The following is a 15,548-nucleotide window of genomic DNA, read 5'->3' as shown; positions in this document are numbered from 1 at the left end:
GCTATAAAGCATGATTGTAACAACAACTTCTACAATTCAAGGGAAAGAAATTATTGAGTATATCGATATCGTTAATGGCGAAGCAATCATGGGTGCGAATATCGTGCGTGACCTTTTCGCTTCTGTCCGTGACGTTGTCGGTGGTCGCGCAGGCGCCTACGAAAGTAAATTAAAAGAAGCGCGCGACATTGCAATGGAAGAGATGAAAACTCTCGCAAGACAAAAAAATGCGAACGCCATTGTTGGTATCGACGTGGACTACGAAGTAGTTCGCGAAGGGATGCTAATGGTTGCGGTGAGTGGGACTGCTGTTCGTATATAAAGTGAAAAGCCGTGCTGGTGCACGGCTTTTTGTTGTTATTGTGTCTAACATGATAGGTAGGGTGATATTCTATGTCGAAGCCTCGATATTTCTTGGGAAATGTGGAAGGTCCCGTCGATATATGGGGAAGACATTAGAGCGCTTCTTTACACTGCCGAATTCGAACTAATAATTTTTCGTATTCTTGTTCGAGAAATGTGATGTCATCATGCTGATTTGGGATAGAAATCCGGCTGATGATTTCTGTTAATTTTGTTTGTAATCGTAATAATTCTTGTTCAGTAACGTTTACAGAAGCTTGGGTGGTTCTTTTTGTGTATTGCTCGTAATTGCCGTGGAATATTCTTGGTTCGCTCTCATCTACTTGTAGAATATGGTTTGCAACAGAACGAATAAAGGCACGGTCATGGCTAATGAAAAGTATTGTACCAGGATACTCCTGTAACATGCTTTCTAATTCTTCTTGCGTTGCCAAGTCTAAATAGTTTGTCGGTTCGTCGAGCAGAAGCATATTATAGTTTCCTAAAAATACTTTTGCGAGTGCAACCTTCATGCGTTCTCCACCACTTAAGATGTGCACAGGTTTATGAACATCTTCACGGCGGAATAGGAGCCGTGCAAGTATTGTTCGAACGAACGATTCTGTATAGTTTGTTTCTTCTAGAACGTTTTCTAAAATTGTTTTATCTGTTTTTAAAATAGATAATGTTTGTTCAAAGTATCCAATTTTACAACTTTTCGAAAGCTGAATGCCACGCTCGTTCGCGAGAAGCATTTTGAACAAAGTTGTTTTTCCGCTTCCGTTTTCCCCTAAAATAGCAAGCTTTGCCCCAGGGACAATTGTTCCATTCATATTTTTAAATAGTGTGCGATCCCCTATTTTCTTCGTTGTTTTATTAAACTGAACAACTGCTTTACTATGAATTGGTGTGTGGTATTGTACGTCAAACTGAGCTTGAGAAAAGTCCTTCGGTTTTTCTTTCTGTTCCAACTTTTCAAGGCGTGTTTCTAGTGCTTTCGCTACTTTGCTAACATTTTCTTGCCCATGAGCCCCGCTGCACTTATAAAGTTTAGATTCAGATGAACTGAACCGTGTTGGGATTTTTGTCATGCTAGAAGCACGTTGCTTTCTTTGTGAAATTGACTGTTCTAACCGATTTTTTTCTTGTATATATTGATCATATTCTGCCTGCTTTTGTATTCGCTCACGTTCTTTTTGCTTTCGATAGTTTGAATAATTACCTTTATATTCTTGAATAGTACCGTCTTCAACTTCGATGATTTTTGTACATATGGCATCTAAAAGATCACGATCATGCGATATTAAAACAAGTGCACCTTTATAAGATAAAAGTGCCTTTTCTAATTGCTCTGTACCGAACATATCTAAGTGACTTGTTGGCTCATCAGCAAATAGAATGCCTGCATCTTGTTCGAGGGCATGGGCGATCTTTAGGCGCATTCGTTCACCGCCGCTCATTGAATTTGCGACGTTTGAAATATTCCATTTGCCCTTAGCGAGGGAAGAAGCGGTTTCCGGTATTCCCTCGCTAAGCTGTGGAATGATGGCGATAGAACTATGATGAGTTACTGTGCCTTTGTCAGCTTCTATTTCTTTACTTAATATTTGTAATAACGTAGATTTTCCAGCTCCGTTGACTCCGACAATCCCTATACGATCGTTTGCTTGAATTTCTAGTGATGGTAACGTAAATATGGTGCGATCACCAAAGCTCTTTTCGATATTACGTGCGATTAAAATAGTCATAAAAAAACCTCCCTAGTTTCACTAGAGAGGATAAATGTCGCCCTTCAATGTAAAAATCGTACATAAATAAACGATTTTTTACATGATTGTATCGAAAGAAAGTATCGACAAATGGACAGACTAATCCTCTGCTAGTTTTCATCATTTTTGTTCACTATTTGTGATGGATGAAATAAATAAGAGAATTAGAACTTCATTGGTCAAAGTACCTTCCTTTCATAATATTATTTTTATTGTATGCGCATACAAATGGATTTGTCAAACTTATTTCTGTGTGCTATTTTTGAATTTATTATTATACAATTGTGCTTTTGCCAGCGCCTCAGCATCGTTCTTGATTTCATCTAGTCCATTCGCATCCCCAATAATATACCCTTCAAATGATGAACCAACAAAATCAAAGATATATTGAAACTGGGCGATAAGCGGCAATGCTTTCAGTTTTGGACTGTCTCCGCCAACGATGACAACGTACATTTTTTTGCCTTTCATTTTTTCTTTGAAATGAAGAGATTTATTACGCAAGCTTTGTGACCAGCGATCAACGAAGTTCTTCATGTGGCCACTCATTCCGTACCAGTATAGCGGTGTAGCGAAGATAATCGTGTCGTGCTCTAGCATGCGCTCAATTAACTGCTCGTAGTCATCATTTACAGGTTGAAATCCTTCTACATCATGGCGCTGATCTATGATTGGGTGGACGATATGATTACGCAAGTAAATTTGTTCTGTTTCAATCCCATCAATCACCATATGTGTTAAAGCTTCCGTATTTCCGTTTTGTCTTGAACTGCCATGTATAACAAACATGTAATCATCCCTTTTCTTTTGCTTGTTTTAGGAGTGAAACGTGTTTTTGCAAATTCGTTTGAATGTTGGAAAGTAATGTGATTTGCTTTGTTACCTCATCAAGTTTGTCTTCGTAAAGTGCAAGGATACTACTACACGGATTTTCGTAGAGATGTGGCTCGATTTCGAGGCAACGTAGCATTCGTTCTGTTTCTTCTAAATTTAAGCCGATTTGCAAGTACATTTGAATCAGCTCTACTTTTTCGATTGCACTTTCATCAAAATCACGGTAGCCATTTGCTAGGCGTTTCGAAGGGAGTAATCCCTTTTCTTCATAATGTCTTAGTGCCCTTTCGCTAACCCCAGTTTCTTTTGATAACTCTCCAATTCGCAATGCGTTTCACTCCTTTTACATGTATTGTAAACCTTCACACTAATGTGAAGGTCAACTTTGTTTTTTCGCAAAAGAATCTACGTGTTTTAAAAAGACTTGAATAGCTTTAGACGGGATAAAATATTTGCCGCGCACGATGGAGAATGGACGGATTAGCTCTTCGTTCGGAACAGGGATGTGGAATAGTTCTTTTGCTAATAGTTCTTTTCGAACAGTCCAATCTGAAAGGATAGCGATGCCAAGACCGGCTGCAACGGCTTCCTTCACGCTTTGAATACTGCTAAATGTAAAGAAGCGTTTCATTTTTAAATGATGTTGGTGTATAAATCGATCGCTATAGGCACGTGTGCCAGAGCCGCTCTCCCTTAATACCCAGACTTGGTCTTGCAATGCATTTTCGTTAATCCCCTTGATATGGAGCAATGGATGGTTTGGCGGGACGACGAGTTTCATTTCATCTTGCATAAAAGTTTCAACATCTACGTCAGCGTATACGACTTGGCCTTCCACTAAGCCGATATCAATTTGATTAGAGCGGAGACTTTGCAAAACTTCTTCCGTATTGGAGATAAATGTATGAACTTCGACGTGTGCATTTTCATTGGCAAAGCGCGCAAGTATTTTTGGAAGTAAGTATTCGCCAATTGTAAAGCTAGCGCCGATGCGAAGTGTTCCTGTTACAACGTTATGCAGCTCGTTAATTTCTTGTTTCGCATCTTCATAAAGTGAGAGCATCTGCTTTGCGTGTATGTATAATATGTTTCCAGCTTCCGTAACTTGGACGTGCTTTGGGGAGCGCTGAATAAGTGTAGTCCCAAATTCATTTTCCAGGTTGCGAATGTGCATACTAACGCCAGGTTGTGAAAGGTTTAATAGTTCCGCGGCGCGCGAAAAATGTTTTTGTTCAACGACAGTAACAAAGATTTTCAAAATGTCTACGTTCATTTGTTAGGCCCCTTTATTTTTGCTTTTATTTTATCATAAGTATTTCTGATGATAGGGATTCAATATTGATATTAAACTTATTATTAAAACTCTCTTATAATGTAACTAGAAAGAACATGCATGTTCCAATACGATTATTGGGGTGGTACAAAGTGGAACAAACACTTGTTATACAAAAGAAGAAGGGCTTTGGATTTTCGCAAGGTATTGGGATTACGTTATTAATCGCAATCGCCGCGAAATATTTAGCAGAGCTTCCATTTTTAAATATTATGGGACAATTAGTAATCGCTATTCTAATCGGGATGGTTTGGCGCGCGGCAATCGGGATTCCTCAAGAAGCGATAGTGGGAACGAACTTTGCGAGTAAGAAGTTGCTACGCTTTGGGATCATCTTACTCGGAATGAGGTTAAATTTTGTTGATATTGCGAAGGCGGGACCGAAAGTATTGGTCATCGCTGCGGTTGTTATTACATTTACGATTTTCGTTGTATATGGGCTAACGAAAGTATTTAAGGTAGAAAAGAAACTCGGAATTTTAACAGCGTGCGGAACAGCAATTTGCGGCGCGGCTGCGGTCGTGGCAATTGCACCGCAAGTGAAAGCGAAGGATGAAGAAACGGCAGTTGGGGCAGCGATTATTGCAATTTTAGGTACAATATTTACACTTATTTATACGCTATTATACCCAGTGCTTGGCTTCTCACCGTACGGTTACGGTGTATTCTCAGGTGCGACATTGCACGAAATCGCTCACGTTATCGCTGCGGCGGCGCCAGGAGGTAGCACGGCTGTAGACATCGCAGTTATTGTGAAATTAACGCGCGTTGCGATGCTTGTGCCAGTAGCGATTTTAATTGGATTATGGTTTGGTAAGAGTGAGGACAGCAAGGAAAAAAGATCGTGGCGCGACCTTCCGATTCCTTGGTTCATCTTCGGATTTTTAGCAATGAGTGCGGTGCATTCGATTGGGATTATCCCAGAAGTTGTTGCCGGATATATTGTAGTAATTGCGTACATGCTTATTGCAATGGCGATGGCAGGGCTAGGCTTAAATGTAGAGTTTAAAACGTTCCGCAAATTAGGAAGTAGGGCATTCGTGGCAGGGTTGATTGGCTCGGTTTGCCTATCTGTTCTTGGGTATGTTCTTGTGTATGCTTTAGGATTTATGTAGTAGGACGAAGAAGCTGTTCCAAAAGATATTTTGGGACAGCTTTTTTCTTATGATTATAGTGCTACGGATGTCGATATATTTAAAAAATCGCTGATATAAATTGAATTACTCTTGTACTTGGTTAGAGAAGATGTTCAGTGAAATGTTTTACTAAAATTTGTAAAGATATCTTTACTTGCAACTGGAAAATATTTATAATTAAAGTAAAGATATCTTTACTTTCGAAGGTGGAGCCTATGGGTGTGAAAAATAAAATAAAAGAGTTAAGAAAGCAACATCATATAACGCAAGTTGAAATGGCAAAGGCGATGCAGGTGACACGGCAGACGATTGTGGCGATTGAAAACCATCATTATAACCCGAGTCTAGAGTTATCCCTAAAAATCGCCAAATATTTTGGGGTGAAGGTGGAGGAAATATTTACGCTAGAGTAAGGGGAGAAAAAATGGAAGATACTAAAAAGTTATTGATTGGTGCGACTATTGGATTGTTTTTGGGAGACATTGTAGTTCATATTATGAATCCGGCTATACCAATTTTACCGCTCGTAGTGAGTAACGTTTTAGCAATTGTATTTTTGATAGTGTATGCCTATTACAAAAAGCGTAAGTACAAAAAAGAAGAACTTCCAGATATAGATGAGCGAGTAAATGAAAATATAAAAAATATGTAAATGTCTCATTTGTATTCGCGTTTCTATTGCTTATTGTTTATATTGTTGCGAGTAAAGCAATGGGCAGAGCTGTTATACCAGTGCAAGAAATATTTAGGATATGTAGTTCCTTATTTGCGGGTAGTCTCATCATAGGAGTCATGATAGGGAAACGAGCATAGAGATAGGAGGAATGAAAAATGCAAGATGAGTTTGAGAGATTCCAGTCAGATAAAGCGTTTAAATATGTAGGGTTATTTTTTACGATTAGTTTAGCGATATGGAGTTTATATAATTTAATTGTTGATGGAAATGCTGGTATGCCGTTTGTTTTATTTGTACTAGGGCAGTGGGTGTATTTTCTTGTGAACTATTGGCCGAAGTGGAAGTATAGAAATCAACAAGAGGCTGATCATGTATGAGTAAGTAAGATGTTATACGGTTCATAGGAAGTTTGTTTTTAGCGGGTCTTGCTTTAACGTATTATCCGAAAGAAGTCTCCTTCCTCAAGCGTGTGAAAGACGATAGTCTAGCGGCAGGTGGGAGATGAATTTCAGTTTGCGGTAGTCAGAAAATTGGTTTTCTTCTTTATTTTGCCTCTGATATAATCAGTCTTATAAGAGGTAAAGTTTGGTATAACAATGAAAGTAGATAATAATCTTGTAATGTTCAGGTTGTGTGATCACCGTCATAGCTTATGGGAAATGAAGCGAAAACTGAGGTGAATGGATATGACAAAGCAGAATAAGGCGTACAAATTTCGTCTGTATCCAACAGAAGAACAAGCACATCTCATACGTAAAACGTTCGGGTGTGTACGCTTTGTATATAATAAAATGTTGGCTGAACGAAAAGAAGTATATGAAAAACACAAAGCGAATAAGGAAGAACTGAAGAAGAAAAAATTTCCTACTCCTGCGAAATACAAGGCGCAGTATGAATGGTTGAAAGAAGTTGATTCATTGGCATTGGCCAACGCGCAATTAAACTTGCAAGCTGCGTATAAGAATTTTTTTAGTGGTCAAAATGATTTCCCTACATTCAAAAGTAAAAAAAGTAGAAAATCCTATACAACGAATCGAGTAAACGGAAATATTATGTTATTTCATGGTTATATCAAATTACCAAAATTGAAAATGGTGAAACTGAAGCAACATAGGGAGATACCGCCAAATCATATCATCAAATCGTGTACGATTTCGATGACACCTACTGGTAAATACTATGTGTCCATCTTGACTGAATATGAAAAAGAGATTGTACAAAAAGAAGTACAAAGTATAGTTGGATTAGACTTCGCAATGGCTGAATTGTACGTGAGTAGCGAAGATGAGAAAGCCAATTATCCTCGCTTTTATCGCCAGATGTTAGACAAATTAGCGAAGGCACAACGAGTATTAGCCAGACGTGTAAAAGGTTCAGAGCGCTGGAATAAACAGCGCATTCGTGTAGCGAAATTGCATGAAAAGGTCGCCAATCAACGTAAAAATTTCCTTCATCACAAGTCTAAAGAATTAGCTACGAATTTTGACGTTGTAGCAATCGAAGACTTACATATGAAAGGAATGTCACAAGCGCTTCGCTTTGGTAAAAGTGTAGCGGACAACGGTTGGAGGATGTTTACGACATTTTTAGCATATAAGCTACAAGAACAAGGAAAACAGCTTGTAAAAATAGATAAATGGTTTCCTTCTACAAAGATGTGTAGTCGTTGTGGCAACAAAAAAGAAATGCCATTATGTGAGCGCATGTATGTGTGTTCGTGTGGACTCACAATCAATCGTGACTATAACGCAGCGATCAATATCAAAAAGGAATCCATACGCTTATTAGCGTTGGCATAAATAGTAACAAAATAACCTTTGGAACAAGGGAGTTAGCTCGGCTGTCCTAGGACAAATTCGTTAGCTATCAAAAGTAGCGATGAACCGAGAAGCCCCCACTTAGGGGTAAGCTCGTAAGAGATATTAAGTGGGGGTAGTTCACGTATTTCTTGGGGAACGATCTTCATATCGAATGTAGCACTAGTCATTTTATATGGTATTTCGGAATATAGAGAACAGAAGCGTTTGAAAGAAGAGAGAGTACCGTCAATTGATGAGCGAGTTGTGAATAAGATGAAGTCATATTTTACGATTTGTATTACAAGCTGCGTTTTTTTGTTCATTATGTAACTTTGTGTAAATAAGTATTTAGATAGGCAAGTAGTACATGTAAATGAGTTATTATATATTGCTATTTTTGGTTTATTAATAAGTATGGCATCGACGAGTGTGTTAGCAACAAGGAATAGATAGAAAAAGGGGAACTGGGATGGGATTACCGGTATTATGTGTCGCTACGGCTATTTTTGCTTTGTTTTGGGGAATACAAAACTTCTCTCGTAATCCAGTGCCAAGTGCATGTATTATGATTGGTGCTGTAGGTTTATCATACTATTTATTAATTTTAGCGCATTATCATAAAACAGCAACAAGTGTTGTTGTAGGGGCAATTATTTTATTTTGTGGGCGTGCTATACAAAAGGGGTTATTTCCATAAAAGCTGTTTATACAAAAGGTATAAATAGCTTTTTGTATTTTTTTTACAAACTACTTGAAAGTTACGTTACGTCACCTTTTATAATGAAGGAAAAGAGGTGATGGAGTTGATTTCAATTCAAGAACTAACGAGGGAAACAGGGGTTACAGTAAGGACGTTACGTTATTATGATCAAATTGATTTATTAAAGCCGAGTGGGAAAACTGATGGAGGACATCGGTTATATAGCGAGAGAGATGTTGTTCGTTTGCAGCAAATTTTATTTTTAAAAGAAATGGGGTTTTCATTAAAAGAGATTACGAATATGTTAATAACGGATGAGCTCAATTTAAAAGTATCGCTTGAAAAGCAACTTAGATTTGTACAGGAAGAACAGAAAAAATTTAATCGAATGGAACGTATTTTACAGGCAGTTGTTTATTCAGTAGATGTGGAGGGAGAACTGGATTGGAAAGTTATGTTTGAACTCATTCAGCTTTCGAAACAGTCTCCGCGAATACGTGAGATGTTTCAAAATGAAGTTTTTTCTAAGGGAGAACAAAAGTTGCTTCATAATTTGCCGAACATGAGTGAAGAAGACCCGAATGTTTTAGAATGGGTAAATTTATTAAAGCAACTACGTAACTTTATGAAAGACGGTAAGGAAGCATCATGTGATGAGGTACAAGGCGCAACAAAGAAATTAATGCAGAAGTGTTTAGAGATGGCAAATGGTGATGAAGCATTTTTAGATAAATTGTGGGAAGTAAGAAAGTCAAAAGAAGATTCACAGAAAATGAGTATGTATCCAATTGAAGAAGAGCTTCTATTATATATGGATGAGGCTTTTCGTATATATGACGAAAGGGAGAGGGATAAATGAGTATACTTGCAGAATATCGTTGGTATTTTTTAATTGGGGCAGAGATTGTATTTTGGTTATCGGCTATCGGATTCTTTTTACTAAGGTATGGATTTCGCTTGAAAAAGGCAAGTTTTATTATGGGGATTGTGCTACTTGTAAATGAAGTGTTTATTTTAACTTTAGGAGTAGTGGACTACTATCAAACAGGGAAGTTCTCTAATTTTCAAATCATTACGGTAATCATTTTATTATATGCAGTTTTTTATGGGAAAAAGGATTTGAAGAAATTAGATATATATGTACAAAAATTAGTTGCGAAGTGGCGGAATGAACCGGCGCCTATTATCGAAGAACCACTTGAAGTAACAGGGATGGCGCATGCGAAGCAGGAAATAAAAAATTGGGTTTTACATCTTATTTTGTTTATTGCTGTTCATATATTCTTTTTCTTCATGTATGGGCTTATTCCAGTAGAACAGTGGGGAAATTGGTTAGAGTCAGGAATCGTTTTAAATAAAGCAGCAAGCCGTGTAAGCCAGGTATGGGCTATTATTCTTTTAGCGGATACTGTAATTTCATTTTCATATGTGATTTTTCCGAAGAAGGAGAAAGGAAACAAGAAGCTACTTTCATAGAGGAAAGTAGCTTTTTTCTAGTATACCAATAGTTTGTATAGGAGAGGATAACAATAGGAAAAAGAACAGGTTTTATATGCTTATTTCTCTTTAGTTTAGTAGCATGTTCACAACCTAACAGTGCAATTGATAAGAAGAATGATGTCTTTGCAAAGGGGGCGGAAATTTCTAATCTAGATAAATTCGAGAAGTTCGTTTGGAATGTGGAACAAGGGGAAGTTGATAAAATAAGAATTGTACAGTATACACATGAAGGTGACCCGATTTTTCAAACGTTAGAGCATAGTGAGAAAGATATACTTTATGTGTTAGATAATAGACAAGATCAATTTGCTGGTGACCATAAAGGGTTACATAAAGATAGTTGTAAAAGGATTGTTAAAGAGCAACGTGAATCAGAAACGGCATATAGGTTAATAGATTGTACGAATGAAAATGGGCGCAATGGATATGACTTATTATATGTACTTAAAAAATAGAGTTAGTAGAGGAAGGAAGTATTTATTCCTTCCTTTTTCTATATATAACTTGTCGAAAATTTTACCGAATATCTGTTCGTTTTTTTAGGTTTTTTATGGGCATTCGTGGTAAAATAATAATACAGATTTTTATGAGGAGGTCGGTTTTTAGTTGGAACATCCATTTGAAATTATCTCAGAGTATTCCCCGCAAGGTGATCAGCCGGGAGCGATAGAGAAGCTTGTAGAGGGAATTAATAGTGGAAAGAAAAAGCAAGTGTTGCTTGGAGCGACAGGAACGGGTAAGACATTTACGATTTCAAATGTCATTAAAGAAGTGCAGAAGCCAACACTTGTAATGGCTCATAATAAAACGTTAGCAGGACAGTTATATAGTGAGCTGAAAGATTTCTTTCCTAACAATTCTGTGGAGTATTTTGTTAGTTATTACGATTATTATCAGCCGGAAGCGTACGTACCACATACGGATACGTTTATTGAAAAAGATGCGCAAATTAACGATGAAATTGATAAATTACGCCACTCGGCAACGTCTTCCTTATTTGAACGAGATGATGTTATTATCGTTGCGAGTGTTTCGTGCATATACGGTTTAGGTTCTCCGGAAGAATACCGCGAGTTAGTTGTTTCGCTTCGAGTTGGTATGGAAAAGGACCGCAATCAATTGCTTCGTGAACTTGTTGATGTACAGTATGGACGTAATGATATTGATTTTAAGCGTGGTACATTCCGTGTGCGCGGAGATGTAGTTGAAATCTTCCCCGCATCACTTGATGAGCATTGTATTCGAATTGAATTTTTTGGGGATGAAATAGATCGTATTCGAGAAGTAAATGCATTAACGGGTGAAGTATTAGCAGAACGTGATCATGTAGCAATCTTCCCGGCATCTCACTTCGTTACACGTGAAGAAAAGCTGAAGGTCGCTATTGAAAATATCGAAAAAGAATTAGAAGAGCGTTTAAAAGAATTAAATGATAACGGTAAGTTGTTAGAGGCGCAGCGCATAGAACAGCGAACGCGTTATGATTTAGAAATGATGCGCGAGATGGGCTTTTGTTCAGGGATTGAAAACTATTCCCGTCATTTAACACTTCGTCCAGCAGGTTCAACGCCGTATACGCTTTTAGATTATTTTCCAGAGGATTTCTTAATCGTTATGGATGAGTCGCATGTATCGGTTCCGCAAGTAAGAGCGATGTATAACGGGGACCAAGCACGTAAGCAAGTGCTTGTTGATCATGGATTCCGTCTGCCATCAGCTTTAGATAATAGACCGCTCACGTTTGATGAGTTTGAAGAGAAAACGAATCAAGTTATTTACGTTTCGGCAACGCCAGGACCGTACGAGTTAGAGCAGTCACCGAAAGCAATAGAACAAATTATTCGTCCAACAGGGCTTTTAGATCCACCAATTGATATACGACCAATTGAAGGACAAATAGATGATTTATTAGGAGAAATCCATGACCGGATTGCGAAAAATGAACGTGTATTAATTACGACTTTAACGAAGAAAATGTCAGAGGATTTAACGGACTATTTAAAAGATGTAGGAATTAAAGTGAATTATCTTCACTCTGAAATTAAAACATTAGAGCGTATTGAAATTATCCGTGATCTTCGCCTTGGTAAGTTTGATGTACTTGTCGGTATTAACTTATTACGAGAAGGATTAGATATTCCAGAAGTATCACTTGTAGCTATTTTAGATGCTGATAAGGAAGGTTTCTTACGTTCAGAGCGTTCATTAATTCAAACAATTGGTCGTGCGGCGCGTAATGCAAACGGCCGCGTTATTATGTACGCAGATCGCATAACGAGATCAATGGGAATTGCAATTGAAGAAACACAGCGTCGTCGTAGTATACAAGAAGCTTACAATGAAAAGCATGGTATTACGCCGAAAACGATTCAAAAAGGAGTACGTGACGTTATTCGTGCGACAACAGCAGCTGAGGATACGGAAATATATGAAGCAACACCAGCTAAGAAGATGACGAAAAAAGAACGTGAAAATACAATTGCGAAGATGGAAGCAGAGATGAAAGAAGCAGCAAAGGCATTAGATTTCGAGCGTGCAGCTGAATTAAGAGATTTACTATTAGAATTAAAAGCGGAAGGGTGAAAAGAGTGAGTAAAGATTTTATTGTTGTAAAAGGTGCTAGAGCGCATAATTTAAAAAATATTGACGTAACCATTCCGAGAAATCAGCTTGTTGTTGTGACGGGATTGTCTGGTTCGGGGAAATCATCGTTAGCATTCGATACGATTTATGCAGAAGGGCAGCGTAGATACGTGGAATCTTTATCTGCGTATGCGCGCCAGTTTTTAGGGCAAATGGATAAGCCGGATGTTGATATGATTGAAGGTTTATCTCCAGCGATTTCAATTGATCAAAAAACGACGAGTCGTAATCCTCGTTCAACGGTTGGAACGGTAACGGAGATTTATGATTATTTACGTTTATTATTTGCACGAATTGGTACGCCGATTTGTCCGAATCATGGAATTGAAATTACATCACAAACAGTGGAACAGATGGTAGACCGTGTTCTTGAATATCCTGAACGTACGAAGTTGCAAGTGCTAGCGCCTATCGTGTCAGGGCGTAAAGGTGCGCATGCGAAAGTATTAGAAGATATTAAGAAGCAAGGTTATGTTCGTGTGCGCGTTGATGGAGAGATGCTGGATGTATCGGAAGAGATTACTTTAGAAAAAAATAAGAAGCATTCAATTGAAGTTGTTATTGACCGTATTGTTGTGAAAGAAGGAATTGCAAGCCGACTTGCAGATTCACTAGAAAGTGCTTTAAAGCTTGGCGGGGGCCGAGTTTTAATCGATGTAATGGGAGAGGAAGAACTTCTATTTAGTGAACATCATGCTTGTCCACATTGTGGTTTTTCAATCGGAGAATTAGAGCCGCGTATGTTCTCGTTTAATAGTCCGTTCGGCGCGTGTCCTTCTTGTGATGGACTTGGATCGAAGTTAGAGGTAGATTTAGAACTTGTTATTCCGAACTGGGATGTATCATTAAATGAACATGCGATTGCTCCTTGGGAACCGACAAGTTCACAATATTACCCGCAATTATTAAAATCTGTGTGTAATCATTACGGCATCGATATGGATATGCCGGTGAAAGATATACCGAAGGATTTATTTGATAAAGTGCTGTACGGAAGCGGGGAAGAGAAGCTTTATTTCCGCTATGTGAATGAATTTGGTCAAGTAAAGGAAAATGAGATTTTATTTGAAGGTGTTATTCCGAATATTGAGCGTCGTTATCGTGAGACGAGTTCTGATTATGTTCGTGAGCAAATGGAGAAATATATGGCAGAGCAAGCTTGTCCGAAGTGTAAAGGTGGACGCTTAAAGCCTGAGAGTTTAGCTGTTTTCGTTGGTGATAAAACGATTGCCGATGTAACGAAATATTCTGTTCAAGAAGTACAGGAGTTCTTCTCAACTGTTGAGTTAACGGAGAAACAACAAAAAATTGCTCATTTAATTTTAAGAGAAATTCAGGAACGTGTCGGGTTCTTAGTGAACGTCGGTTTAGATTATTTAACGTTAAGTCGTGCCGCAGGAACTTTATCAGGTGGTGAGGCGCAGCGTATTCGTTTAGCGACACAAATTGGTTCTCGCCTTACTGGCGTACTTTACATTCTTGATGAGCCTTCTATTGGTTTGCATCAGCGTGATAATGATCGTCTTATTCGTACATTGCAGGAAATGCGTGATTTAGGAAATACGTTAATTGTTGTTGAGCATGATGAAGATACGATGATGGCTGCTGATTATTTACTTGATATCGGACCTGGTGCAGGTATTCATGGTGGTCAAGTTGTATCAGCAGGTACACCAGCTGAAGTTATGCAAGACGAGAATTCATTAACTGGGAAATATTTAAGCGGTAAAGAGTTTATTCCGGTACCACTTGAAAGACGTAAAGGTGACGGACGTAAAGTGGAGATTGTCGGTGCGAAAGAAAATAACTTAAAGAATGCAAAAATGTCATTCCCTCTAGGAACATTTGTAGCAGTAACAGGCGTATCTGGCTCTGGAAAAAGTACGATAATTAATGAAGTACTATACAAATCATTAGCTCAAAAGCTATATAAGGCGAAAGCGAAGCCAGGGGCTCATAAAGAAATTAAAGGTCTTGAGCAGTTAGATAAAGTGATTGATATTGATCAATCACCAATCGGGCGTACACCACGTTCAAATCCGGCGACATACACTGGTGTATTTGATGATATTCGTGATGTATTTGCGCACACGAATGAAGCGAAAGTACGTGGGTATCAAAAAGGACGTTTCAGCTTTAACGTAAAAGGCGGCCGTTGTGAAGCGTGCCGTGGTGATGGAATTATTAAAATCGAAATGCATTTCTTACCAGACGTGTATGTTCCGTGTGAAGTTTGTCACGGTAAACGTTACAACCGTGAAACGTTAGAAGTGAAATATAAAGATAAGAATATTTCTGAAGTGCTAGGGATGACAATTGAAGATGGGGTAGATTTCTTTGCTAATATCCCGAAAATTAAGCGTAAACTTCAAACGCTTGTAGATGTAGGGCTTGGTTATATGAAATTAGGACAACCAGCTACGACGTTATCAGGTGGTGAGGCGCAGCGTGTGAAATTAGCTTCTGAATTACATCGTCGTTCTACAGGGCGTACGTTATACATTTTAGATGAGCCAACGACTGGCTTACATGCACATGATATTGCACGCCTTCTAGAAGTGTTGCAACGTCTTGTTGAGAGTGGTGAGACGGTACTTGTAATTGAGCATAATTTAGATGTTATTAAAACAGCTGATTATATTATTGACCTTGGACCAGAAGGCGGAGACAAAGGCGGACAAATCGTTGCTTCTGGAACGCCAGAGCAAGTAGTGAAAGAAGAGCGCTCTTATACAGGTAAGTATTTAAAAGAGATTTTAGATCGTGATAAAGCAAGAATGAAAGAGAAAATAAAAGAAGTAGAGTTATCACAATAA

At 38.3% G+C, this 15,548-nt stretch carries 15 protein-coding genes and 2 pseudogenes; 13 read left to right on the top strand and 4 right to left on the bottom strand.

All coding sequences use genetic code 11. The annotated features are described in order from the left end of the window. The first annotated feature begins 10 nt into the window (after positions 1-10). Entirely contained in the window at positions 11-322 is a 312-nt protein-coding gene (locus MKY70_RS26830; RefSeq protein ID WP_002068307.1) for a heavy metal-binding domain-containing protein, read from the top strand. Between the two features lie 133 nt (positions 323-455). On the opposite strand, the gene abc-f is transcribed toward MKY70_RS26830, so the two are convergent. The 4 genes from abc-f to MKY70_RS26810 all read right to left on the bottom strand — a co-directional run bounded on the left by abc-f (position 456) and on the right by MKY70_RS26810 (position 4,218). Then, positions 456-2,090 carry a ribosomal protection-like ABC-F family protein gene (gene abc-f, locus MKY70_RS26825; protein WP_215574147.1) on the bottom strand — a complete coding sequence of 545 codons (1,635 nt, stop codon included), beginning with the start codon at positions 2,088-2,090 and terminating at the stop codon, positions 456-458. A 264-nt stretch (positions 2,091-2,354) separates the two neighbouring features. Further along, positions 2,355-2,900, bottom strand: coding sequence for a flavodoxin family protein (locus MKY70_RS26820; protein WP_341026136.1), 546 nt, complete (start codon positions 2,898-2,900; stop codon positions 2,355-2,357). 4 nt (positions 2,901-2,904) lie between these two features. Beyond that, positions 2,905-3,273: a MerR family transcriptional regulator gene (locus MKY70_RS26815; protein WP_002016114.1), complete on the bottom strand. Its 369-nt coding sequence runs from the start codon at positions 3,271-3,273 to the stop codon at positions 2,905-2,907. A gap of 51 nt (positions 3,274-3,324) precedes the next feature. Next, positions 3,325-4,218: a LysR family transcriptional regulator gene (locus MKY70_RS26810; protein WP_341026135.1), complete on the bottom strand. Its 894-nt coding sequence runs from the start codon at positions 4,216-4,218 to the stop codon at positions 3,325-3,327. A gap of 152 nt (positions 4,219-4,370) precedes the next feature. Here MKY70_RS26810 and MKY70_RS26805 point away from each other — a divergent pair, with 152 nt between their 5' ends. From MKY70_RS26805 to uvrA, 12 genes and pseudogenes are all read left to right on the top strand, one after another. Next, the gene (locus MKY70_RS26805; protein ID WP_341026133.1) at positions 4,371-5,393 is read left to right on the top strand and encodes a YeiH family protein; all 1,023 of its coding nucleotides are present in this window, start codon (positions 4,371-4,373) and stop codon (positions 5,391-5,393) included. Between the two features lie 236 nt (positions 5,394-5,629). Next, on the top strand, positions 5,630-5,827 hold the full coding sequence (locus tag MKY70_RS26800; RefSeq protein WP_000538359.1) for a helix-turn-helix transcriptional regulator: 198 nt from the start codon (positions 5,630-5,632) through the stop codon (positions 5,825-5,827). An 11-nt stretch (positions 5,828-5,838) separates the two neighbouring features. After that, positions 5,839-6,227, top strand: a pseudogene (locus tag MKY70_RS26795) (hypothetical protein). An 18-nt stretch (positions 6,228-6,245) separates the two neighbouring features. Continuing rightward, a complete protein-coding gene (locus MKY70_RS26790) occupies positions 6,246-6,467 on the top strand; it encodes a hypothetical protein (protein WP_078184823.1) in 222 nt (73 codons plus the stop codon). A 309-nt stretch (positions 6,468-6,776) separates the two neighbouring features. Beyond that, on the top strand, positions 6,777-7,889 hold the full coding sequence (locus MKY70_RS26785) for an RNA-guided endonuclease TnpB family protein (protein ID WP_088033347.1): 1,113 nt from the start codon (positions 6,777-6,779) through the stop codon (positions 7,887-7,889). Between the two features lie 120 nt (positions 7,890-8,009). Continuing rightward, positions 8,010-8,342: pseudogene (locus MKY70_RS26780) on the top strand (ATPase). A gap of 16 nt (positions 8,343-8,358) precedes the next feature. Further along, complete coding sequence (locus MKY70_RS26775; protein ID WP_088033345.1) at positions 8,359-8,586, top strand: hypothetical protein; 228 nt, start codon at positions 8,359-8,361, stop codon at positions 8,584-8,586. Between the two features lie 100 nt (positions 8,587-8,686). Continuing rightward, positions 8,687-9,448, top strand: a complete 762-nt coding sequence (locus MKY70_RS26770) for a MerR family transcriptional regulator (RefSeq protein ID WP_002034711.1) — start codon at positions 8,687-8,689, stop codon at positions 9,446-9,448. Then, positions 9,445-10,065 carry a hypothetical protein gene (locus MKY70_RS26765; RefSeq protein WP_088033343.1) on the top strand — a complete coding sequence of 207 codons (621 nt, stop codon included), beginning with the start codon at positions 9,445-9,447 and terminating at the stop codon, positions 10,063-10,065. Before MKY70_RS26770 ends, MKY70_RS26765 begins: the two co-directional genes overlap by 4 nt. 47 nt (positions 10,066-10,112) lie before the next feature. Then, on the top strand, positions 10,113-10,544 hold the full coding sequence (locus MKY70_RS26760) for a DUF4362 domain-containing protein (protein ID WP_341026436.1): 432 nt from the start codon (positions 10,113-10,115) through the stop codon (positions 10,542-10,544). Positions 10,545-10,695: 151 nt separating this feature from the next. Beyond that, the gene (gene uvrB, locus MKY70_RS26755) at positions 10,696-12,672 is read left to right on the top strand and encodes an excinuclease ABC subunit B (protein WP_002016097.1); all 1,977 of its coding nucleotides are present in this window, start codon (positions 10,696-10,698) and stop codon (positions 12,670-12,672) included. A gap of 5 nt (positions 12,673-12,677) precedes the next feature. Further along, on the top strand, positions 12,678-15,548 hold the full coding sequence (gene uvrA / locus MKY70_RS26750) for an excinuclease ABC subunit UvrA (protein WP_341074623.1): 2,871 nt from the start codon (positions 12,678-12,680) through the stop codon (positions 15,546-15,548).

The sequence above is a fragment of the Bacillus sp. FSL R9-9492 genome, assembly GCF_038007365.1.
Taxonomy (GTDB): domain Bacteria; phylum Bacillota; class Bacilli; order Bacillales; family Bacillaceae_G; genus Bacillus_A; species Bacillus_A mycoides.
Note: the sequence above shows the minus strand (reverse complement) of the source record. Positions and strands in the feature narration are given on the sequence as shown.

Bases quoted from the DNA above. Each gene is read 5' to 3' on its own strand.
- MKY70_RS26830 (WP_002068307.1), top strand. From the start codon at position 11: ATGATTGTAACAACAACTTCTACAATTCAAGGGAAAGAAATTATTGAG.
- abc-f (WP_215574147.1), bottom strand. From the start codon at position 2,090: ATGACTATTTTAATCGCACGTAATATCGAAAAGAGCTTTGGTGATCGC.
- MKY70_RS26820 (WP_341026136.1), bottom strand. From the start codon at position 2,900: ATGTTTGTTATACATGGCAGTTCAAGACAAAACGGAAATACGGAAGCT.
- MKY70_RS26810 (WP_341026135.1), bottom strand. From the start codon at position 4,218: ATGAACGTAGACATTTTGAAAATCTTTGTTACTGTCGTTGAACAAAAA.
- MKY70_RS26800 (WP_000538359.1), top strand. From the start codon at position 5,630: ATGGGTGTGAAAAATAAAATAAAAGAGTTAAGAAAGCAACATCATATA.
- MKY70_RS26790 (WP_078184823.1), top strand. From the start codon at position 6,246: ATGCAAGATGAGTTTGAGAGATTCCAGTCAGATAAAGCGTTTAAATAT.
- MKY70_RS26785 (WP_088033347.1), top strand. From the start codon at position 6,777: ATGACAAAGCAGAATAAGGCGTACAAATTTCGTCTGTATCCAACAGAA.
- MKY70_RS26775 (WP_088033345.1), top strand. From the start codon at position 8,359: ATGGGATTACCGGTATTATGTGTCGCTACGGCTATTTTTGCTTTGTTT.
- MKY70_RS26770 (WP_002034711.1), top strand. From the start codon at position 8,687: ATGGAGTTGATTTCAATTCAAGAACTAACGAGGGAAACAGGGGTTACA.
- MKY70_RS26765 (WP_088033343.1), top strand. From the start codon at position 9,445: ATGAGTATACTTGCAGAATATCGTTGGTATTTTTTAATTGGGGCAGAG.